The sequence below is a fragment of the Roseobacter sinensis genome (genome assembly GCF_025755255.1).
GTDB lineage: Bacteria > Pseudomonadota > Alphaproteobacteria > Rhodobacterales > Rhodobacteraceae > Roseobacter > Roseobacter sinensis.
Genome location: NZ_JALIEB010000013.1, coordinates 46231 through 67180, shown reverse-complemented (window position 1 = coordinate 67180; position 20950 = coordinate 46231). Strand labels below are relative to the sequence as shown.

Below are 20950 nucleotides of genomic sequence, written 5' to 3'. Positions count from 1 at the left end.
CGGCCATGCGGCCTCACCGCGGCGTCGCGCCTGGCATCCCGGTTTGCCCGCCTCGCGAGCACGTCTCTCCCTGGCCGCTCCGCCGGATTGCGCTCTGGTCTGTTTTGGCCCGAGGCCAAAACGATCCCGCCACTTCATCCGTCTCCCGCGTCCGGTCGGTCCGTTTGCCTGCTCGGGTCGGGCAAACCTACCCTCAAAACACACACACATGAGTGCGGAAGCATATCCTCCGGATGGCCCCCAAATCAGCCCGCGTCAAGGATCGCAAAACTTTTCGGCGAGGACGGGGCCTGTGGCTTGGGGCGGTCCCGTGCGTGAGGGCGCGCATGTGTCAGTTGCTGCACGCGGAAAACTTTCGCGCCCGGCAAGCCGGCGGCTGCGCCGTCCCTGACCCGGGCAGATTCGGAAACCAGACATTCGGCCATGCCCCCGCACTCACGTGGTGGCTCCTCAACCGAATACTGGAGACCAGACATGGCTTACGACACTGCGAACACCTACGAGACCATCGAGCTTTTTGGGCTGACCGAGAAGGACGCACAGCTGCCGATCCCCGAGGATCACGTCTTGACCGACCGCATCATCCGCGAATGCTTCGATGCATTGCTCGGGCCGCTGCGCGGGACCGGGCTTGAAGCGGAAATCGAACCGCTGGCCCATGGGCTCGCCACGATCCTGCAGCGGCGCAAGGTGGCACTTGGCAAGGAGATCGACCGCACCGCCGACAAAATCGGCGCGCTGGCAAAATCCCACGACGGATCGGAGATCGCCGAGACCGCGCTCGAAGAGGCGCAGGCGCGCTTCCTGCAGCTGCGCGAGATTGTCGGCGCCATCGAGGTGATGAGCGAGGCGGCGGCGGAATGCTATGAGATCGAGACCGGCCACGCCTTCATCCCGGCCGCTGGGTCGCGCGCAAGCGTCCGGGCGCAAGAGACCGGGGCGGTCTTCGAGGCGCGGCAGCTGCTGGAGCAGCATGACCGCGAAACCGCCGAGAAGTCGAAAGTCGAGGGGGTGCCCCTGATCGTCTCGGGCGCCACCGACTGGACCGATGTCGATGTGATCTTCAACACGCTCGACAAGGTTCGCGAACGGATCAAGCAGAACCGCAATCAGGAGATCTTCCTCTGTCACAAGGGTGGCAAGCACGGGGCGGAGATGATTGCGGCGCGGTGGGCCCGGGCACGCGGAGTGGCGCAGGCGCGCTTCGATCCGCGCTGGTCCGCACACGGGCGGGCAGCACCGTTCAAGTGCAACGACGAGATACTGGACGACAAATTCGCGGCGACAGGGGTTGTGCTCTTCGGCGGCAACGGAGTCGCGCTGAACCTAGGGCAGAAGGCGGAAGCGAAAGGCCTGACGGTCATGCGGGTTGCGGACCCGGCGAAGAAGACTGCACAAGATTGAAGAGAGGGGGTCGCGCTTGGCGCGGCCCTTTCGTCATGTCTCATGGCGCGTGCGGTCGGTGTATCAAGATCGACAGGCTGCGCCGTCCAGCACCGTCATCCCTCTACCCGGTCCGTCAGCGTTCGGTCCATCCGCATCGGGGTCTGGCTGGAGGCTATGCGCGCCTCATGGGTATCCTCGACAGTTCAAGACGCGAGGGGTCGAGACGTCGCACTTTAGGCGGAAGACTTGCGCGTTCCTCGGGTTGCGTTGCGGAACATCGCACCCACGCGGGCGCGCTTCGTCAGCACCCCGGCCAGGTTCGGTGGGACGCGGATGGTGGCGTCGGCGTGATGGCAGGGGTCATCCGGGTCTCTCCTTTTTGCTCATAGATGTGGATCGCACGGGGTCGGCCCGTTCGTGCCCTCAGCTCACGCTTCGGCAAGCACAAATACGGCTTCCACGGCGGAGCCGCGGACCCTCCGCATTTGCGCTTGCGACCGGGCCTCTTGCCCCCGTGCTGGCAGATCCCCATCGCAACAAGGAGTAACCCAAATGACCAACCACTACGTCGCCACCGTCCCCGTCAAGTTCACCGACACCGATGGCCAGGAGCGCACCCGTTTTCAGCGCGTGGGTGCGATGTTCCGCAACACCCGCAACGGGGACGGCTCGGAGTTCTTCAGCCTCAAGCTCGACTTCCCGGTCGCGGTCTCGGAGCTGGTGATGTTCCCGCCGAGCGCAAAGGAGCCGCAGGACTGAATCCTCCGACGAGGATGGGTCGCCCCCCGGGCGGCCCTGGCCTGTTGCCGGGACCGCTGCGCGAGGGAAGGAGAGCCGGGCCGGTGGCCCGGCTCAAGTCATGGTTGGCGGGACCGCAAGCGGTCCCGGTGGAAGAATAGAGATGGTTCGTGATGGGGCGGTCCAACGGCCTCAAGGGTGCCATCCGGAATAACCCGTCGGCTACGCCTACCGGGTTTTTCCGGCAGAGATTTGGGGGCCAAATCTGGCCACCCTTGACGCCGTTGGACCGCCCCATCCGAGGGGATTTGCGCCGCCCCCTCGCTTCCGTCCGAACACATGCGTGTTCGGTCAAAAGCTCTGGCGCGGGCATAAGTGAAGCCGGGCGGAAGTCTTGACGTGAGGTTAGCCGCGAGGCGCACATCAGGCGGCATGAAACTTGGCGTTTCGATGGCCGCCCCTCCCCACGGGTGCTCGGCAAAAAGCGGCCCAGAAACAGAAATCCTGTCGGGTTGCAATAATGCAGTATTGACACAAACCGTTTGCTTTGTGATTGTGGAGAGGTCGCTGCTGAAGGTGGCAGGAAATAGGGGGGCTTTCTTCGCGTGTCCCAGATGAAACGACTGACCGCACCCCAGAAGATGGAGATCGTGCGTGAGGCCGCAGAAGGCGTCTCGACGGCGGTTCTCTCCGACCGGTTTGGGGTATCCCAGAGAGCCATTCAGTACACGCTCAAAGCCGATGCGGAGCGGCAGAAGGACACCGCCGTGGCGACGGCAGCGGTGACCGTGAAGCTGACACCCGATGAGCTCGAGGCGCTGGATGCGGTATTTTTTGCGGCGGGAATCGAGACCCGCACAGAGGGGCTGAGACGGCTCATCCAGGCCGCCGGCGGAACCTTCGTTCCGGATGTGGCGCTGGCAGCCGAGATGGCGCGCTACCGGACTTCCTTGCACGAGGTCGGCAATAGCGTTGTGCAGCTCTCCAAATGTATGGCGGAGGCCAACCGGACAGGGCAGGGGGCGGCCGCGTTCTCCGATCTGCGGCTCGCCCAGATGCGGGGGCTGGCGCGTTTCATTCTCGATGCCGCCGACGAAATCGACCTGTTGGTTCGGCGGCGTCGCGACGCGATGCAACTGGAGGCCACAGCCGCCTTGAGGGAGTTCGCCCATGCCGCTGAATGATGCCATACGGGCCGCCGCTGCGGTCCATGACGTGACCGGCGAGGTCTTCCGGGAGGGCTGGAGCCGGATCCGCGGGTCTATGCAGGGGCTCCATGTCAAGAAGCAGAGGCAGCTCATTCGGGCCGCGGCAGGGCATCGTGCGGCGGTCTTCAAGGCCATCCGGGGCGGGGGTACCCATTCCAAATCCGAGCTCTCGAACCAGCTTGGTTATCTCACCACAAAGTCCACCCATATTGTCGACAGTTCCGGATTCCTTGATGGCAAGGCAAAGCTCAACAACAAGGAGATCAAGGAGCTGACAGAACGCTTCGCGAAGCGTTGGAGCGCGGGCTTCAAACCAAAGCTCGGACAGACGACCCATATGCTTCTGTCCTACCCGATCGGCACACGGGGCGAGGACGTCCGCGACATCACGGCGAATGTCGCCGAGCGCTTCTTCCAGACCGATGAGGCGCATTTCGATTACATCATCGCGGTGCATGAGGACCGCGCGCACCCGCACGCGCACATTGTCCTGAACCGCCGGTCCCAGGAAGGAGAGTTCTTCTTCCTCGGCCGCGACCACCGATTCAACTACGACGACTTCCGCCTCGCCATGGTGGAGGAGGCCGAGAGGTTCGGGGTGCGTCTGGAAGCGACCCGACGCTTGGACCGGGGGGTGGTGCATTACCCCGCCAGAACGCGCGAGGTCTATGCGGCGAAAGAGGAGAGCCGGGTGGCGGCGCCGCGGCCGCGCGTGGGCGCCGATCTGGAGCGTGCGCTGGCTGAGATCGCCAATACCCGGACCGTCTATCATGCGCTCGCGGTGGAGGCCTCGCGCGACGCCCGTGAAGATATCTCCGCCGCGCTCTTCCGGGCCGGTGAGCTTCTCGCGAGGGGTGGCAGACTTAATTTGGAGGGAGGGGTCTACATGGCTGAGGAGCAGAGCTTTGACGATCTGAGGATCCGCTACGCCGATCAGGTCGCGCGCGTCCAGGGCATGATCGCCGCGAAGCAAGAGACGGAGCGCCCGCAGCTGGAACGGAAGCTCAACGAGATCCAGGCGCGGCTCGCCCATATGCAACCGCTGGGGCTTCGGTCGGGGACGCTGACCGAAAGTCCGTCGGATGGTGGGATCTATTCCGAGGCAAAGATCGACAGGGACCAATTGGTGCGGTTGCAGGAATCCGACGTCCGGGCGCAGATCGACACCGCGCTCAGAGGCACGGGGATCCGGTCCTCTGTCGTCATCGCGCGGGTGGAGACGGGGGCGCAGAACGCCGCGCTCGAGCGGCAATGGATCGCCGATGATCTGGCGCGGGTGGCAGAGACGGGCGGTCTCAACCTCGAGCGGCGCGCCGATCTTGAGACCGCGCGCGAGGCGCTGAACCGCGCGCATGTCCAGGTTGGTATCACGCTTGAGAGGGCAGCTGTCCTGAGGGAGGACCGTGTAATGGAAGGGGAAACCATCTTGGAGCGGATCCATTACCATCGCGAGGCCGCTGAGGCGATGGAACAGACGATCCGGCGAGCGATGCGCGCGGAGGGCCTGACCGAGCAGCAGATCGAAGACCGTGAAGGGCGGATTGCCTTCCGGGCCCAACGGCAGATCGAGACGGAGCAGCGCGCCTATATCGACGCGCACCCGCAGCTGCTCGCACGGCCCGGCGATGTGATCGACAGATCCGAACCCTTCCGGGAACACATTACCGACGAGGATCGCGCGGAGGAGATTGCGCGCGATGTTGATAGAATTATGGCAGAGCGTGACTTCAGGACGCCTGTTGCCGAAGCCGTCACGGATGAGTTCCGGGCGCGCTATCCGGACATGCCAGTTCATCTCGCGCGCGGTCTTGGCGCGACCTATGCGGCTGTTGTTGAGGCGCACAATACCGCGGCCATCAATCAGTTTCGGCGGGAGACCGAGATGCGCGAAAGACTGCGGGACGGCGTAAGCGATACGGCGCAGGGCGCGCGCCTCGCGCGGTCCACGAGACCGGAGGTCGTCAGCCAGCCTGTCGACGACGCTGAATTGCGGCGGGTCATCGAGCACGAACGGTCCGGCGAGATGACCGCGCCCTTTACAGATACACAACAGCGGCTGGCCTATCGGGAGACCGTCGAGCGGGAACTCGATGCGGAGCAGATCGAACGGCTGCAAGACGGCGACAGGGACGTCCTGAGGGAGCAGATCTCGGATCGTCTCGACCGGCTCTACGCCGCCAAGGTCTACCTTCAGTCTGATGAGGCAACGGCCAACAGTGAGGCGGCGCGGGCCGTGGTGGAGCGAGATGAGGTGCAAATGGCAGAATTTTCAAATTCTGACGCCCAAATAATCCGAGATGTCGAACGCGGCGTCGAGAAGCAGATTGATAGAACAGCTGATGAGTATTCGTATTTCGAAAAGGTCGTTTTCGAACGTGGTCGCTTGACCAATGACCGGCCGCATGACGGAAGCGGCGTCGAGCTCAGCGCAGCTGTTCTTGATCTCAACATGGATCGGACGCAAGGACATTTGGACGCTAGGTCGGCGCATCGCGCGGAAGTTCTGATTCGGGATACCCTGCAACAGTTTGGGGAACGGATGGAGCGGGATGTCGAACAAGACTACAACCTCAGGCTGAGCCTCTACGAAGATGCCCTGCAAATGGGGAGCGATGGCGACAGAATCGTCACTGAACAAGAGTTTCAAGACATCAAGTCGGATCGGGATGGCTTGCGGGACCTCTTCCGGCAGCATGGATTTGTCGGTCCAATACGTCTCTCAGAGAGAAAGGAAATCCAGCGAGTCATTGATCATGAGCGCGCGGGCAGTCTCTCATCGCTCTTCGAGGATTCGTGGCATCGTTCCGACTATCGCGTGGCGGTGGAACGGGATCTCAATGCGGATCAAATCAATCGGCTCAGCGACGGCGACGTAGACGTCCTGAAAGAACAAATCTCGGATCGTCTCGACCGGCTCTACGCTGCAAAGGTCTACCTTCAGTCCGATGAGGCAACGGCCAACAGTGAGGCGGCGCGGGCCGTTGTCGAGGAAATAGCTGACCGGGAATACGAACTTCAGCGCGCCGATCTCACCGACGGCGAGAAAGAACGCGGGGAGACTCACTGATGGATGGCATGGGGAGAGGAAGGCTCGCCGTCGGCGTGGTGCTGGTGACCCTCGTCGCCATGGCGATGGGCTACGCGATCGCCTCCGCCGTTCTGACTTTCCGCGATCTGGGGTTTCAGGCTGATATTGACTTCTTTTACATCGCTGAGAATTACCTTGCGTTCCGACATACCCGGCCGGATGACTTCCGACTGGTCAACCTGATCATGGGTGGGGCAGGGATGCTGGGCTTGCTCATGAGCCTCGCGATGTCCGGCTCGGCCCTCACCCGCTTCGGCACCACCCATTGGCAGACCCGCCGGGAAATGAAACAGAACGGGTTTTTCGGTGACCCCGGGACGGGCTTTGTGATTGGCAAGCTTGGCAAGCCCGCCTCCCGCGCGCCATTTCTCTGCTCTAAGACCTTCCCGCACGCGCTCATCGTGGCGCCCACCGGGCGCGGCAAAACAACTGGCTTCGTCATTCCGAACCTGCTTGTCTGGCAGGGTTCGGCTGTTGTCCTCGACGTGAAGGGCGAATGCTATGAGGCCTCAGCCCGTCACCGCGCCGCGGTGGGCGACGAGGTCTACCGCTTCGCGCCGACGGATTGGGAGACCAAGCGCACCCATCGCTACAACCCGCTTCTGCGCATCTATCAATTGAAAGACCCGGCACGCCAGCAGATGGAACTATTGCTCCTCGCGACGCTCTTTTTGCAGAACGACAACGACCGTGTGCAGGGGCTTCTCAAGGGCGGGATCGATCTCTTTGTTGCTGCGGGGCTCTTGGCCTTTCAGCGGCAACGACCAACGCTGGGCGAGATTTACCGCATTGCCGCTTCCGGCGGGCACAAGCAGAAGGAATATCTCGCGCGCGCTCACGAGGTCCGAAACCCGGCCGCGCGACTGATCTTCACCCGGCTCGCGTCGACCAATAACGACACGCTGACCTCCTATGTCTCGCTCCTGATGACGTCCGGGCTCGATCAATGGCAGAACCCGGCGATCGATGAGGCCACGTCGGTCTCAGACTTCGACTTCCGGACGATCCGCAAGCAGCCGTTCAGTGTCTATCTCGTGGTCCAGCCGCTCATGGTAAAATCCCTGGCGCCGCTGATCCGGCTGTTCTTCTCCGATCTGCTCTCGGCACTCCAGGACAAGGAACCGGGCCCGGATGAGCCCTGGCCCGTGATGATCCTGCTCGACGAGTTCAATCGCCTCGGCAAGATGCCCATCGTGGCCGAGAGCATCGAGATCCTGCGCCAGTACCGCGGGCATCTCGCGATCGTCACCCAGACCATCCCCGCCATTGACGAGATCTACGGCGAGAACACGCGGCGCGCGCTGCAGGGCAATGCTGGAATAAAGCTCTATCTCACGCCTTCGGATGAAAAGACCGTCGAGGAGCTGAGCAAGGCCGTGGGCAAGACCACGAAGACCGTAGTCACGCGATCTCGCGCCATCGGCAAGAATCCCTTCGAAGGTCGGAGCCAGTCCGAACGGACCGAGGAGGTCTCGCTCCTGCCCGAGGACGAGGCGCGCCGGTTGCCGCTGGATGAGATCATTATGGTCGTCGATGCGCAGATGCCGGTCCGGGCCAAGCGCGTGGTGTATTACGAGGACCCATTCTTCAGGAAGATCCATGCCGCGCAAGAGGGGGATCTGCCGTTTCCGGAAGGACCCGTAGCGCCGATGGGAGAGTTACCCTTGAGCGTAAGGGCGACGCCCACGGCCCCGCGGGGATCAGGCCTGTCGGAACGAGATCTCGAGGCCAGGATGGGGTTTGGCGAACCCGGTGGAAATTCGCGTGTCAACCTTGGCTCTGCTCCGGATGCGCGGCGGGCGCGCGCCGCAGTCATCGCGGATGATCAGGGCCAGTTCGAGATGGATTTCGAGGCGCGAACGGAACTTGATGTCGAGGCTGCTAACGAAGATGACGTGGCCACTGTCCAGGAGGCGCTGAATGAATTAGAGCAACTAGAGAGTGAGCTTTCGGGTCTCGCGCATCGGTCTTAAGCGACTGTTGCGCTCAGAACGGACATTGGAATCAGGTGTGATGAAGGGCAGCTCCGAGCCCCAAGCGGACATGTGCGGTGTCGAGAGTCGTCATGCCTACAACGCAATGCTAACCTGTTAGTCAGACCCGCGCGAGCCTAGCCGTTCACCTCTGGTGTGGGAGCTAAGAAAGACAGTTTTGGAAAGGCGACTACTGCCATGGCGATCCCCGAACCCTTCGATACCGCAACTCATCTGGAGCTTGGCCTTATGCAGGGGTTTCCGCCGCCTGCGGATAAGCGGGTGGATCGCTTCAATGGTATGTGGGAGCCGCCATTCAATCGGTGGGCTTACCAAAATATGCGGCGGATCTGGCCGACAGCACGTGTGCGGCCCAGCGATGACGGTAAAGCGATGAGGCGCGAGATCGACGCTGACATCGGCAGCCTGTCGGTTCGACGCAAGGATGGCACTCTCGCTGATTTCGATTGCTTCCTGCGGCAGACATTCACCGACAGCCTGATCGTAGTTCACAAGGACAGGGTCGTCTACGAGCGTTACCTCAATGGCATGACGCCCCACACGCCGCACATCATGTTCAGCTGCACCAAGTCCTTCATCGGCCTCTTCGCATTGACCGCGATCGAAGAGGGGCTGGTCACGCGGGACACCCCGATCGTGGATATCATACCGGAACTCGACAACGGATCGGGGTTTTCCGACGCCACCTTCGGTCAGGTCCTCGACATGACGGCATCGCTGAAATTCAGTGAGGACTATGAAGACCCCGACGCAGAGTTCCACGATTACGTTGCGGTTCTTGGGGCCGGCAGCAAGGCGGTCGATTGGGACGGACCAAAGAGCCTCTATGACTATGCCACCACACTGACCAAGCTCGAGGGACGCGCGCATGGTTCGGTGTTCGAGTACCAGACGCCGCAGACCGATGTCCTGAACTGGGCGGTCAGTCGACTGTTCGGTCAGAATTTTGTGACCCTGCTGGAAACCCGCCTTTGGTCAAGACTCGGCATGACCGGTGAGGCATATGTCCTTCTGGATGCCACGGGCAATCTCGTCGCCGGGGGTGGGCTGAACGCCACGGCAGAGGACATGGCGCGCTTTGCCGCGGCAATGCTCCGCAATGGCCGTGTGGACGGTGACCAGATCATCCCCGGAGCGGTGATCGACACCCTTTCGCAAGGGGGGTCCACCGAAGCCTTCCTGAGGGGCCCGAGTGCGGAAGAAGACATGGCAAATGGCCATTGGAGCTATTGCGCACAATGGTGGATCAGAAACACGCCCGGGTCGGAAGCGATTATGGCGCTCGGAGTGAACGGCCAATGGATCTACATTGACCGAAACAGGGAGGTTGCGGTCATCAAGCAATCAAGCCAGCCGGAAGCGGACAGTTGGTACTTCCATGACTATACGTGCAACGCGATGGACGCTCTGGTCCGGCATGTAGCAGGCGAAAACGTGACATAGCGAGCAGGAAGACGTTGTATGCGAGCGTCCGCTCCGTCCGCTTGTGAGACATATGTCGCCCGCGCGGCGAACGACCACTTTGGGAAATACCGTTACATTGCCGTTCCGCAAAGCCACTGTTCATGTTGCGCAGAACAGCGGTCAGTTTTTGGGTTCGCACCCTCTACGCACCTTACGTTTCTTGAAGTTTCTGGAATTCTGGCACCGACGTTTAAGAGGGCCTAGGCTACTCAGCGGTGGCCTAGGTGTTTGATCCCACGGTTTGATGGTGCGATCCTTCTCAGGAATGGAAAGAAGCCCTATGGGACAAGTTTGTCACGGGAGCGCCACGACAACGCACGCCGTCAGAGCAGCAATACAGCACTGCTCGATCGTCTCACCCATCGCTGCCACATCCTCGAGACCGGCAATGACAGCTACCGCTTCAAGGCCAGCTCCGAAATAGCAAAGAAAAAGCGAAAGGAGGCAACAGCATTGACGCCATCATAATCAGCAGATCATAACGACTGGGTGGGTCAGATCTCGATGAAAATGCCGGGTCAGTTCTCAGTGACAATCAACAGCCTAACCATTCTTGGACCAACGGCTAGGTCGAGCGGATGAACCGCACGATCAAGGACGCGACCGTCAAGCGCTTCCACTATGACAGCCCCGACCAGCTCCGCACCCATCTTGCGGACTTCATGGCAGCTTACAACTTCGCCCGCAGACACAAGACACTAAACGGGCTCAAGCCCTACGAATACATCTGCAAAATCCGGACATCAAAGCCGGACCGATTCAGCCTAGACCCAATCCACCAGATGCCGGGACTGAACACCTAGGCAGGTTAGTTCAGCTACCGACCTATGCGCAGATTGCGGTCTATTTGCGCTTGATAGTCTGGTGCTGTGCCGGCATTTGGGTTGCGTGTACCTGCTTGGGAGTTTGATGGTGGTCTTGTTCCGTAGCTGCGCTCGGGCATGCCTGACACTCCAAGAGCGGCGCGCAAGCGCAAGGCTGCCACTTCCGACCCGCTTGCGTTGCCCACTAGATAACGGTTGATTGCTTGCTGCGATCCCAGGGCAGCCCGGCTAAACGCATAGCTACCTCCAAGCCCACCTGAAATCGCCGGCATCATGATGTTACCTGATACAGCCCGAACGATGAACGGCGTTGCGATAATGAATCCCTTTGCCATCAAGACCATCATGAAGAACGGGACAAGCGCGCCAATGTTGGGAGCAGCTGTTGGATCACCCAGTTCCCCCAATAGCGACGCGGAGACGCCAGTTATGGTGGAGAACACTCCGGCAATGATGATGGGATACATCGCAAACGAAACCACGGCTGAGAGCCATCGCGCGAAGTAGTCCTTTGTCACATCGAAGAGCGTGAGGAAGATCATGATCGGCGCCAAACCGAGAAGTAGCGCAATCATCAAGCGCGACGCGACCATTAAAAACGCGGCAAGTGCCCCGAGTAATGAAAGAAGTAAGACTCCGAGGTTGGATAGGATCGCACCGGCCATCCAGTTCAGTTCTTCACCTGCGGCGTTAAGATAGTTGCCGAAGTCAGCAATCATCTCGTCAAACTGCTCTGCATAGGTACCAGACGGACCGGGTGTGCCTCCGCCAACAGCGGCGATGAGTGATCCGGCTATGCTGTCGATGCCGTTCAAAATAGCTGAAGTGAGCGCATTAAACTGGGTCCAGTTCTGTGCAAATATCCCTATCAAAATTATTTTGACACCAAGCCAAAATGCCGTCCGTCCATCCATGGCGCGATATTGGAATACCATGTTAATGCAAACGAGGATGACGACGAGACTGACGGCCACAGTCGTTATCGTTCCAACTGTTGCGGCCACCGCTCCAAATTGTGTCTCTGCTGAGTCATCCAAGAAGCCTTGGGCGGTATCAACAAGGTATGAAACGACGCTCATGACTTTCTCCTAAATTACCAGTTGCCTTCTGCTTCACAGAGTTTCTGGACGGAGCGACGCACGGCGGAGCCTTGATCTTGAAAAGCACGGCGGGTTTGCATCGCCTCGAACTGTTCGAGATGGAGGAAGTTGTCGTTGTATTGCTGGACAGCACTGGACCATGGCGGAAACAAGGTGTCGCACCTGCAATCACCAAAAGCAGCGACACGCTGGTACCCTTCAAGACGGTAGATCGACTGGATAAGAAGCCGTTTGTAGCTCTCTCGCACGTGCAGATTTTGTACCCACTCAGGCTCGGGCGGGCGCTTCTGACAGAACTCATACTCGCTGTCCATTGCGGGCACCAAGCCCTGCGCAAAGGCGGTCGCCGAGGAAAGACTAATCGCCGCGAATAGGAGTAGGTTGCAGATCTTCATGCCCGCTTCTCCACTTTTGGCTGCATTTCCTCTTCGGAGAATTCATACTGCAAGAGAACTGTATACATCGGCTGATGGCTCTGAAATTGCGTCATTGAAACAATTTTCCAACCGTTCAGCGTGTATTTCGCGATCTCGTCTTCCATCTGCTGGTAGCTGAATTTTTTACCACCGGTGAACGTCAGGATCTTTGGCGTGTAGCTTTTCATGTATAGGCCTCCTTTTCCAATTCGATTCCGGGCAAATAGAACTCCGTGATCCCCCGTTTTCCGTCTTCACGTCCGGCTTGAATAATCACATCGATGGATCTTTCGATGTAGTCTATCATGTCGCGATAAGGGATCGGGACCTCGGTCTTGAGGGCTGCGATCGCTAGGCGTTGAACCGCCAATTGGGGGGTTTCGGCGTGGAGCGTTGTCATTGAGCCGCCATGGCCTGTGTTGATGGCTTCCAGAAAGGTCATCGCCTCTTTCCCGCGGACCTCGCCCAGAATGATGCGGTCAGGGCGCATGCGGAGGGTGGCGGTGAGCAACACGTCAGCCGTCTGGTTCATGGCGTCCCTGTTCGAGATCAATGTCACGGCATTCGGTTGTTTCGGCAGAAGCTCGGCGGCTTCTTCGATCGTCACGATCCGCTCGTCATCATCAACATAAGACAGGATCTTCCGCGCAGCGACGGTTTTGCCGGTGGATGTGCCGCCCGAGACGATCATGTTGAGCTTGTTCTCGACGCAATGCCGGATCGCCGCATCGATATTACCGCTGACGACCACCTCGCGGAGTTGGCGGTTCTTCTCCTGACGCAGCTCCTCCAACTTCCGCTCTTTGCCGTAAAGGAACCCCAGTTCGATGGTCTCAAGCGGCAGACGCGAGAAGAATCGCAGGCTGATCGACATGCCATGGCTGACCGCAGGCGGTGTAATGACCTGAGCACGAATTGGACGATCGCGATAGCTGATCGAGACCGAGACGATAGGCCGGTCCTTGGAGAGGGGCGTGGCAGCATCCGACGCGATCTGGTTTCCGAGGTCTTTCACCGCATCCTCGTCCAGCGTATGTTTCAGGCGATGCATGAAATGATCGCCCTGGAACTCGCCCCAGCAGGACCCATCCGGGTTGATGCAGATCTCGATGACATCCTCGCGTTTGGCACCTTCCAGCTTGTCGATGGAGGCCTGGAGATAGCTGAGTGACATCGTCAGAAGATCTCCAGATCCCGGTCCACCATGACGGTGATCCGTGCGCCCTGATCGACGTAGATCACGGGACCGATGGAAAGGTACTCGCCGATCACGCTGTCGGTTGCGTCGGCCAGATCGTCGCCAATGTCTTCGAGGACGTCTTCGGCGAGTTCATCTTCCGTCTCATTGGCCGCAACGGTGGGTGCGGCGGAAATCAACGAGATCAGCGCGGCCGAGCCGAAGCGTTCGGCAAATCGCGTATCAACAAAGCCTGTGGTGCCGGAGCGGCCAAGCTCGTCTGCCCCGAAGGCGCTGATCCGGATGGTCTGATCGTTGGGCATGATGATCCGATCCCAGGCGATGGTCAGCCGCCGTTGGGCGATATCCGCGCCGGAGCGATAGCGCCCGATCAGCCTGGATCCGGCCGGGATGAGAAGGCGGGTGCCGTCATAGCTGTAGACATGCTCGGAGGTGATGGCGCGGACCTGCCCGGCCAATTCACTTGTGATCGCGGTTTCCAGAGCGGCCTGGATCACCGTTCCCTGGATGACGGTGTTGGCGGGGTTCGCGATGATTTCAGATTGGGTGACAGGGCTCGGGAAGGCCCCGTTCAGGACGAAGTCGGTGGCTTCGCCGAAGGTACGTTCTGCCAGTTCGGTATTATCTGTGCCGCCGGTCGCGCCGCCAAAGGCGATGACGGGCGACAGGATCCGGCGCTCCTGGAAAGCGCGCTCTTTCTCGGATCGGCGTTGGAGCTCGGCAAGACGGCGCGCTTCTTCCTCTTGCCGCAACCGCTGCTCTTCGCGAAGCCTGAGTTCTTCCTCCGTGGGACCAGACGGGGCAGGGGTCGGCTGTTGCGCTTCAAGGCGGGCGAGATCGAGGTCCATGCGCAGTTGTTGCAACTCGCGGTCGCGGGCTTGCAGTTCTTCGGCAAATTGCTGTTGCGCGGCTTCGGAGGCCGCTTGCAACTCGGTGAGCTGGGCGGTCAACGCGTTAATAGCCTCCGCCGCCGCCGTGTCTTCTTCGACCACCGGGTCCGGGGCGTTCTGAATGGCTTCGATTTGCGCTTGGAGCGCCGCGATCTGGGAGAGCAGTTCGGCATTCGGTTCCGGTGCCGGGGCGGGGACCTCCACCACTTCCGGTTCCGGCGGGGCAGGGGGCACAAGTGTCTCGATGGTCCCGAAGCCATCGCCTTCCGGCTGGAACTCGTCTGGTGTGGCCGTGGGCAGGGCTACTTCCTCTTCGGACTGGTTCAGCAGGTAAAGGACGGTCCCGCCGAGACCGACGAGCGCGACGACAAGAAGGGCCGTCAGAGGCGAGCGGCGGGTTGTCGTCCTTGGGCTGCCCGAGGCGCTCGCCTCGAGCCGGGCGAGGCGTTCGGACATGTCAGGTTGGTTCGGCTTGTCACTCATCACGTGCCTCCCGTCAGCGCATTGGACTGAATACAGACGACGGTATCGCCGAGGCGTAACACCCACTGGGTATTCACGCCCGAGACGCGGATCACCCCCGGTTCAGTGGCTTGCGTATTGACGGTGCGCTCGCGCCCGTTTGAATAGCGGAAGATCGCCGGGACAGGTGCGTTGCGCGCAAACTGGAAGTAGGTGAATGTGCCGTCATCCCAAACGCGCGCGGGCGTGATTTCCGTGCGGTCGCTGGCCCCATAGTTGTAGTTTGGGGCCTGAGCCGCGACGGCATTTTTCGGGCGCCGGTCTTCATTCGGATAGTGGAACTGCACCACGTAGAATGTGGGTGTCGAGACCTCCTGGACGTTGAAATAGTAGCTGCGCCGGTTGGTATAGACGGTGACGTTGGTATGGACGCCGCGGGCCAGCGGCTTGATCGCGAAGGCCTGGCCGCCGGGGACGCCGTCGAGCTCGAAGCCTTCGGTGTCGCCCGCAAGAATCGAGCGGATGGTTTCCCCCTCGCCGAACTCGATGGTGGTCACATGGGTGAGCGAGACGTTCAGGCGAAAGACCTGGCCTTCCTGATAGGTGGCGATCCGGACCCGTGCGTCATTGGGGCCGCGCCGCGGAGTCGCCTCGGCAAGTGCGGTGGAGGCAGTGAAGATCAATGTCAAGATGCCAAGTCCAACGCGTGCCATGTCAGTTCTCCAATCTGTCGGACCGGATGGCGTACTCGATCACCGTGAAGCCGAAGGGGTTGGTCCAGACGTGATCGATCGTGCGTGCGGTCTCGGGTCGGAATTCGAAGAGGAGCGTTGCGGTGAAGAGCCCTGCCTGGATGCCTTGTATTGAGGTAAGCCGTTTGCGCAGACGCACGGTCGCGCGGTTCTCCCCGATCAGGTTGATGCTCAGAACTTCGACATCGAGGGTGGAATCCTCGCCGTAGACCGTAGGTGGATATTGCTGGTTTGTGCTGTTCCATTGCGCCCGGACAGAGGCTTCTGCCCGGCCATCGGAGCGCTGCAGAACACTGCGGATCCGCAGATCATTGTCGAGCTGGTTGTAGGCCTCCCGGTCGGTCACATAGCGGAAGATCTCCGCCTCGATCACCGCCTGGTTGCCAGTCACTTGGGTGGCCCCGACCGAGGCCTCAGGCAGGGCAAAGCCCGTCTCGGGATCATAGGGCACAACAACCGGGGGCGGATCGACATCCAAAGCAGCGACCAACACGGCCCCCATGCAGCCGATGATCCCGAAGATGATCCCAAGCAGGCCAAGGCGCTGCCAGAGCCGTTCCCGGCGCAGGGCACCGTAAACCAGTTCTTCTTCGATGATCTCGCGTTCGCTGTTCAACGTCTCGTGCCTCGATGGTTAGTCGCCCAAATCCGGAATGGTGAATTCCATGAAATTCTGCTCTTCGGCGATGGTGGCGGCATCGATGACGCCGCCCGTACCGTCGCCCACGGTCTGCACGGCCTCGAGCTGCCACATGGCGACAAGCGCTATGGCGAGTTCGGCAGTGACGCGGGTGTTGAGATCGACGCTTTCCTTGAGTTCGTCCATGTCATCGATCAGGCCGACGAGACGCTCCACACGTTCGAGCGATTGGCCTGCGTCGTCATAGCTGTTTTGGGCCGCGGCGGAGACGAGCGCGCCTGTGGTGGCTTGCGTCGCGATGCGCTCTGCGCCTGCGTTGCCGCTGGTGGCCATCTCCCGGAGCGTATCGTCGTCGAAACCAAGCTCGGACAGCACGCGGTCCATCTGGGTTTCGATCTCGGCCGCGCCTGAGCCACTGAGCCCCGAGAAGTCGCCTGTGCGAATTGCCTGGATCGTTGCCTGGATATCGCCGAACTCCTGATCGAGGATGCCATTGAGCTCAGCTTCCATTTCAGTGGCGATGACTTCGGGGAGTTCTGCGAGGCGGGTCAGCGCCTCATAGGTCCGCTGCAACTCTGCGAGCTGGTCCGTGAGCGTGGTGAGTTGTTCGCGCAGCTGCAGGAGCTGCTCGTTCTGCAAGAGTTCGTCCTCGATCATCTGGCGCAGTTGCTGGATATTCTGGGCGATGTTTTGGGTGTCGACGACCGGGACGCCTTGGGCGGTAGCAGAAACCGGGAGAAAGATCGCCGGAAGGGCGATGACGCTGAGCGGCAGAAGGGCCGTCAAGGTGAGGGTGCGAAGTGTTTTGCGAAGTGGTCGGGCGGGCATCAGTCCAGCTCCTCTATGATGAAGGTCATGAAGTCTTGTTCCTGCATGCGGGCGGCGGCGAGGCGCATCTGCTCGGCGCTAAACGGTTGCGTGCGCGCGGCCTGAAGGCGTGTCATGGCGGCGATCAGCCGGACCAGTTCGGCGCGCGCGTATGTGTTGAGCGCCATCGATTCCTGCACGTCTGCCGTTGTGCCGATGCGGGTCACGATATCGCGTATGCGGAGGGCCGCTTGCCGGATGGCGGTCGGAGAATTGCTGCCGTAGAAGGCGGCACCTGCACCGGTCAGGGAGAGGTTCGAGTTGGCGAGCAGGGCCGGGTCGATGGTTCCGAGCGCCTCGATCCCCCCGATGCGAGCCAGATAGGCGTTGTATTGCTGCGGGATGACGGTAACGTAGTGCTGGGTTTCCCGGAACGGTGGCACGCCGCCATATTCGATCACGCGACCCGGGCCTGCATTATAGGCCGCTAGCCCGAAGATGATGTTACCATCGAAGCGCGCGAGCTGGTCTGAGAGATACCGCGCACCGCCGTCGACCTGCAGATAGGGGCTCGTGCGATATTCCGGGTTGATCCCGAGATCGCTGGCGGTCCCGGGCATGATTTGTGTGAGCCCGTATGCGCCGACGGGGCTTTCAGCGCGGATCACGAAGCGGCTCTCCTGCCAGATCAGGGCCTGGAGAAGCGCCCGCCATTGCACGACCGAGAGACCAGCGGCAGAGACCCCGGGCCGCCCGTGGGTTTCCTGGGCAACGCGGATGATCAACTCTTCGATGTTTTCGGCGGCGTCGCCGAACATCTGATCACCGGCGGGATTGGGGTCGATCTCGGACGTCCCGTAGACAGCTGCGGCCGAGCGGTCGGCATCTCCACTTCCGCTTTCGAGGTCCGTGACCATGCCCGTGATTGAGGCGCTATCGAAACTCGTTTGCGCGTCGAGGATGGCATCGAGCACCGCAAGCTGTTCGCGTTCGATCGCCGTGATCTGTTCCTGGACCGTCAGCGTCTCGCGCTGCACCGCCAGATCAGCTTCGCGGTCCGCCGTCTCAACTAGATCGCGTGCGGTTAAGCCGCTGTCATTGACCGGCACACCCTGGGCCAGCGCTGCAGACGCCGCGCCGATCAGCAGGAGCGTGGCAACGGCGCGCTTACTCATTGGCAATGTACTCAAGTTCGGCACCGCCAAGCGCTTCGAAGTTACAGTCGAGCGGGGCAGGGCCACGTGAGACGAAGCTGAAGCAGTTCGCCTCCGGTTCACGGTAGTTGGAACAGGCAGCCAGTGTGCAAATGAGCAGGACAAGGGAGAATGTCTTCATGGCTGGAGCCTCCAAAAATCAGGTCGGTCGCGGTAATCGGTGCCGACGAGTTTTTCGCCGGCTTCCATGCCGCCAAGGATCGTGAGGTTGGGCCCGAGGGCGCTCAAATCAGCATCGACGACGACCGAGCCCTGATCATCGCGGATGAGCGCAAGACGGGAATGCGTGCCGGTGTTCAGCAGCGTATCGAGCTCTTTCTGGTAGAGATTGAGCATCTGATAGTCCGACGCATTGGCCCGTATGTTCGGCAGCAGCACTTGGGTTGGCACGGCCTCGACAATGGTCTTGCCCGTGCGCGTGCGTTCGAGCTGGCTGGCATATTGGGTCATCATCACGGCGACGGTGTTCTGTTTTCGCGCGGTGACGAGCCACTGCGATAGCCGCTCGGCGAAATACGTGTTGTCGAGGGCCTTCCAGGCCTCATCGATGATGATGAGCGTCGGGCGGCGGTCTTCGATCTTCCGTTCGATCCGGCGGAAGAGATAGCTCAAGACTGCCATCCGTTCCTTGTCGCTTTCACTGTCGAGGATGCCCGTGAGATCGAAGCCGACCATGTCGCCATCGAGCGAGAAGGTGTCTTCGAGACTATGGCCGAAGATCCAGCCGAAGCGGCCTTTCTCGGCCCATTCGAGGACGCGCTGGTTCAGATCCCCCTCATCATCCATGGACATGAAGAGCGAGGCGAAGTTCTGCCAGTCGCGAAGCCCGGGATCGGTGGCCTGTGCGTTTTGGCGTACGCATTCCATGATCCGGTTGGTCTGCGCCGGTGTCAGCGGCTTGTCTTCGCGGTGGAGGAGCGTGCCGAACCAGTCCGTGAGCCAGGCAATCCCACGGTTGTCGGTCTCGGTCCAGAGCGGATTAAGCCCCGTCGGCATGCCGCCCTGGATGGCGGTGTAGCGCCCGCCGTTGGCGCGCACCGCCATCTCCATGCCTAGGCGATAGTCGAAGACGAAGACCCGCGCCCCGGCGCGCTTGGCTTGTGTCATCAGGAAGGCGGCTAAGACAGACTTGCCTGAACCCGGGCGGCCCATGATCAGAGTATGGCCGCTGGTGGGTTCTTTCTCCGGTGACCCGGCCTCGTGAAAAGAGAAGCGGTAGGCGCTCTTTTCCGGGGTAGGGAAGAGGGAGATCACCTTGCCCCACGGCACCTCATCGCTTTGCTTTCCAAGTTGCGTCCGGTGGAAGGCTGCAAAATCCGCGAAGTTGCGATTGGTGATCGTGCTGGGGCGGAGCCGTTTCGGTTGATTGCCCGGATGTTGGCTGAAGTAATGTGTGTTGGCCCCGAAGCGGTCACTCACCATCGTGACGCCTTCGGCAGCCGCAGCATTCACGATCTCGGCGCCGAGGGTTTCCAGCGCGTCGAGCGACTCAGTAAAGACCGTGACCACCATATGGTGATCGCCCATGCTGGCACGTTTGGCTTCGAGATCATCAGCGAGAAAGGAGAGGTTGTCGTGGAGCGAGACAGCGGCATCATCGGCGGCCTGCATCTGTTTCATCTGCCGCTTGATCCGCGAGATCGTCATGTTCGTGTTCACGGGTGTGAAGGAATGCGTAACGATCATGTCGACCGGCAGGTTGAGCGTGTCGAACATCGTGCAGCGGGTCTGCTCGGAGTAATCCTTGATGGAGTAGCTCTTGCCATACCGACGGCCTGCCACGCCCTCGCTTAACTCGAAATGATCCCCATGAAATGTAACGCGGGTGTTCGCGGCGGAGGAGGCCAGGAAGCCGAACTGCGAGCTATGGTAGAGCGGGCGTTCCTGGCCGGTGTTCAGCGCACCCAGGAAGCCGACCAGGTCCCCGGTCTCGGCCGAGAGCACGGACGGCTTCAGCTCCGATAGACCAGAGGTGAAGATCCCGACGGCTTCATTCAACCGCCGCAGCCGCTTCGCCGTCTCGTCTTTGAGCCGTCCAGGGGAGCGGCTTCGCATGAAGCTGAGGAAGCTTTTGTTCGGCGGGCGGTGGATGACGGTCAGCGTGAGGGTCTTATCCCGAAGCCCGCTGTCTTCCATCTTTTTGCGCCACTGCGCATCGACGATCGCGGAGAATGTGTCGCCCTCAAGCGGCTCAAGATCGACATGAATGCCCTTCGAGACCTTGTGGACGTAATAGGAAAACTCTTCGCCGAGCTGTGCCACGATCCGGGCGAAGAGCGCGCGGACCTTGTCGAGATAGTCGTCGTCTGTGGTGTAGCTGTTGACGCCTGTGATCCGGACGCATTGGAAGAGCTCGTTCATCCGCGTGCGGACCGTGCGATCATCGACCAGACTGACATAGGGCAGCATGTGGGCCAGGTGCTTCTCATGCTGAAACCATTTCGGCATCAGCGTGCGCTCATCACGTTCGCTGAGTCCGCTGACGTCATCACGGGGCATAGCTATCTCCCCCATGGATTTTGCGGTTTCGGGTGGGCGGGGTTTCCTGCAGCGTGGTTATCGCGACATCGATGAAGCGCGGATCCCAGTCCGCGGCCTTCCAGAGGAGGGGATAGAGAACGGCCGCGATGCCGAGAACGACGAAGCTCTGAATCCAGACGAAGAGCAGGACGGAACCGAAGAGCCAGACCACGGCATAGATGATCGGCAGACCGAAGAGTTTCGGCGGGCGCACAAGGCCAAGGAAGAGGGGGGACCGTTCCGCCACGC

At 60.8% G+C, this 20950-nt stretch carries 18 protein-coding genes and 2 pseudogenes; 8 read left to right on the top strand and 12 right to left on the bottom strand.

The window, feature by feature from the left end; all coding sequences use genetic code 11:
* The first annotated feature begins 474 nt into the window (after nucleotides 1-474).
* From MUB52_RS17645 to MUB52_RS17610, 8 genes and pseudogenes are all read left to right on the top strand, one after another.
* Nucleotides 475-1404, top strand: a complete 930-nt coding sequence (locus tag MUB52_RS17645; RefSeq protein ID WP_220800896.1) for a DUF2493 domain-containing protein — start codon at nucleotides 475-477, stop codon at nucleotides 1402-1404.
* A gap of 534 nt (nucleotides 1405-1938) precedes the next feature.
* A complete protein-coding gene (locus MUB52_RS17640; RefSeq protein WP_103911512.1) occupies nucleotides 1939-2145 on the top strand; it encodes a hypothetical protein in 207 nt (68 codons plus the stop codon).
* Nucleotides 2146-2729: 584 nt separating this feature from the next.
* A complete protein-coding gene (locus MUB52_RS17635) occupies nucleotides 2730-3308 on the top strand; it encodes a transposase (RefSeq protein ID WP_220800895.1) in 579 nt (192 codons plus the stop codon).
* Nucleotides 3295-6399, top strand: a complete 3105-nt coding sequence (locus tag MUB52_RS17630; RefSeq protein WP_263845513.1) for a relaxase/mobilization nuclease domain-containing protein — start codon at nucleotides 3295-3297, stop codon at nucleotides 6397-6399. Before MUB52_RS17635 ends, MUB52_RS17630 begins: the two co-directional genes overlap by 14 nt.
* 8 nt (nucleotides 6400-6407) lie before the next feature.
* Nucleotides 6408-8393: a type IV secretory system conjugative DNA transfer family protein gene (locus tag MUB52_RS17625; RefSeq protein ID WP_220800914.1), complete on the top strand. Its 1986-nt coding sequence runs from the start codon at nucleotides 6408-6410 to the stop codon at nucleotides 8391-8393.
* A gap of 393 nt (nucleotides 8394-8786) precedes the next feature.
* Nucleotides 8787-9857 (top strand): serine hydrolase domain-containing protein, encoded by a 1071-nt coding sequence (locus tag MUB52_RS17620; RefSeq protein WP_263845512.1) that lies wholly within the window; start codon nucleotides 8787-8789, stop codon nucleotides 9855-9857.
* Between the two features lie 357 nt (nucleotides 9858-10214).
* Nucleotides 10215-10346: pseudogene (locus MUB52_RS17615) on the top strand (ATP-binding protein); the annotation flags it as partial.
* A gap of 77 nt (nucleotides 10347-10423) precedes the next feature.
* Nucleotides 10424-10681, top strand: a pseudogene (locus MUB52_RS17610) (integrase core domain-containing protein); the annotation flags it as partial.
* A 14-nt stretch (nucleotides 10682-10695) separates the two neighbouring features.
* Here MUB52_RS17610 and MUB52_RS17605 read toward each other — a convergent pair.
* Genes MUB52_RS17605 through MUB52_RS17550 form a run of 12 tightly spaced genes read right to left on the bottom strand, consistent with a single transcriptional unit; the run spans nucleotide 10696 to nucleotide 20948 of the window.
* Complete coding sequence (locus MUB52_RS17605) at nucleotides 10696-11781, bottom strand: type IV secretion system protein (protein ID WP_220800892.1); 1086 nt, start codon at nucleotides 11779-11781, stop codon at nucleotides 10696-10698.
* Between the two features lie 14 nt (nucleotides 11782-11795).
* Nucleotides 11796-12197 (bottom strand): hypothetical protein, encoded by a 402-nt coding sequence (locus tag MUB52_RS17600; protein ID WP_220800891.1) that lies wholly within the window; start codon nucleotides 12195-12197, stop codon nucleotides 11796-11798.
* Nucleotides 12194-12406: a hypothetical protein gene (locus tag MUB52_RS17595; protein ID WP_220800890.1), complete on the bottom strand. Its 213-nt coding sequence runs from the start codon at nucleotides 12404-12406 to the stop codon at nucleotides 12194-12196. Before MUB52_RS17595 ends, MUB52_RS17600 begins: the two co-directional genes overlap by 4 nt.
* The gene (locus tag MUB52_RS17590) at nucleotides 12403-13392 is read right to left on the bottom strand and encodes an ATPase, T2SS/T4P/T4SS family (RefSeq protein ID WP_263845511.1); all 990 of its coding nucleotides are present in this window, start codon (nucleotides 13390-13392) and stop codon (nucleotides 12403-12405) included. The genes MUB52_RS17595 and MUB52_RS17590 overlap by 4 nt, the downstream gene beginning before the upstream one ends.
* Nucleotides 13393-13394: 2 nt before the next feature.
* Nucleotides 13395-14789: a TrbI/VirB10 family protein gene (locus tag MUB52_RS17585; protein ID WP_263845510.1), complete on the bottom strand. Its 1395-nt coding sequence runs from the start codon at nucleotides 14787-14789 to the stop codon at nucleotides 13395-13397.
* Nucleotides 14789-15481: a TrbG/VirB9 family P-type conjugative transfer protein gene (locus MUB52_RS17580; RefSeq protein ID WP_220800887.1), complete on the bottom strand. Its 693-nt coding sequence runs from the start codon at nucleotides 15479-15481 to the stop codon at nucleotides 14789-14791. Before MUB52_RS17580 ends, MUB52_RS17585 begins: the two co-directional genes overlap by 1 nt.
* Nucleotide 15482: 1 nt before the next feature.
* On the bottom strand, nucleotides 15483-16136 hold the full coding sequence (locus MUB52_RS17575; protein WP_220800886.1) for a virB8 family protein: 654 nt from the start codon (nucleotides 16134-16136) through the stop codon (nucleotides 15483-15485).
* Between the two features lie 18 nt (nucleotides 16137-16154).
* Nucleotides 16155-16988 (bottom strand): type IV secretion system protein, encoded by an 834-nt coding sequence (locus tag MUB52_RS17570; protein WP_259650588.1) that lies wholly within the window; start codon nucleotides 16986-16988, stop codon nucleotides 16155-16157.
* Nucleotides 16988-18076 carry a lytic transglycosylase domain-containing protein gene (locus MUB52_RS17565; RefSeq protein ID WP_308443353.1) on the bottom strand — a complete coding sequence of 363 codons (1089 nt, stop codon included), beginning with the start codon at nucleotides 18074-18076 and terminating at the stop codon, nucleotides 16988-16990. The genes MUB52_RS17570 and MUB52_RS17565 overlap by 1 nt, the downstream gene beginning before the upstream one ends.
* Nucleotides 18077-18134: 58 nt before the next feature.
* A complete protein-coding gene (locus tag MUB52_RS17560; RefSeq protein ID WP_220800884.1) occupies nucleotides 18135-18302 on the bottom strand; it encodes a hypothetical protein in 168 nt (55 codons plus the stop codon).
* Nucleotides 18299-20629, bottom strand: a complete 2331-nt coding sequence (locus MUB52_RS17555) for a VirB4 family type IV secretion/conjugal transfer ATPase (RefSeq protein ID WP_374758663.1) — start codon at nucleotides 20627-20629, stop codon at nucleotides 18299-18301. Before MUB52_RS17555 ends, MUB52_RS17560 begins: the two co-directional genes overlap by 4 nt.
* Before the next feature lie 40 nt (nucleotides 20630-20669).
* Nucleotides 20670-20948 (bottom strand): type IV secretion system protein VirB3, encoded by a 279-nt coding sequence (locus tag MUB52_RS17550; protein ID WP_220800882.1) that lies wholly within the window; start codon nucleotides 20946-20948, stop codon nucleotides 20670-20672.
* Nucleotides 20949-20950: the final 2 nt, after the last annotated feature.

Excerpts from the sequence above, each read along its gene's own strand:
- MUB52_RS17585 (WP_263845510.1), bottom strand. The coding sequence starts at position 14,789 with ATGAGTGACAAGCCGAACCAACCTGACATGTCCGAACGCCTCGCCCGG.
- MUB52_RS17590 (WP_263845511.1), bottom strand. The coding sequence starts at position 13,392 with ATGTCACTCAGCTATCTCCAGGCCTCCATCGACAAGCTGGAAGGTGCC.
- MUB52_RS17640 (WP_103911512.1), top strand. The coding sequence starts at position 1,939 with ATGACCAACCACTACGTCGCCACCGTCCCCGTCAAGTTCACCGACACC.
- MUB52_RS17625 (WP_220800914.1), top strand. The coding sequence starts at position 6,408 with ATGGGGAGAGGAAGGCTCGCCGTCGGCGTGGTGCTGGTGACCCTCGTC.
- MUB52_RS17605 (WP_220800892.1), bottom strand. The coding sequence starts at position 11,781 with ATGAGCGTCGTTTCATACCTTGTTGATACCGCCCAAGGCTTCTTGGAT.
- MUB52_RS17555 (WP_374758663.1), bottom strand. The coding sequence starts at position 20,629 with ATGCCGAAATGGTTTCAGCATGAGAAGCACCTGGCCCACATGCTGCCC.
- MUB52_RS17630 (WP_263845513.1), top strand. The coding sequence starts at position 3,295 with ATGCCGCTGAATGATGCCATACGGGCCGCCGCTGCGGTCCATGACGTG.
- MUB52_RS17595 (WP_220800890.1), bottom strand. The coding sequence starts at position 12,406 with ATGAAAAGCTACACGCCAAAGATCCTGACGTTCACCGGTGGTAAAAAA.
- MUB52_RS17570 (WP_259650588.1), bottom strand. The coding sequence starts at position 16,988 with ATGCCCGCCCGACCACTTCGCAAAACACTTCGCACCCTCACCTTGACG.
- MUB52_RS17580 (WP_220800887.1), bottom strand. The coding sequence starts at position 15,481 with ATGGCACGCGTTGGACTTGGCATCTTGACATTGATCTTCACTGCCTCC.
- MUB52_RS17620 (WP_263845512.1), top strand. The coding sequence starts at position 8,787 with ATGAGGCGCGAGATCGACGCTGACATCGGCAGCCTGTCGGTTCGACGC.
- MUB52_RS17645 (WP_220800896.1), top strand. The coding sequence starts at position 475 with ATGGCTTACGACACTGCGAACACCTACGAGACCATCGAGCTTTTTGGG.
- MUB52_RS17560 (WP_220800884.1), bottom strand. The coding sequence starts at position 18,302 with ATGAAGACATTCTCCCTTGTCCTGCTCATTTGCACACTGGCTGCCTGT.
- MUB52_RS17600 (WP_220800891.1), bottom strand. The coding sequence starts at position 12,197 with ATGAAGATCTGCAACCTACTCCTATTCGCGGCGATTAGTCTTTCCTCG.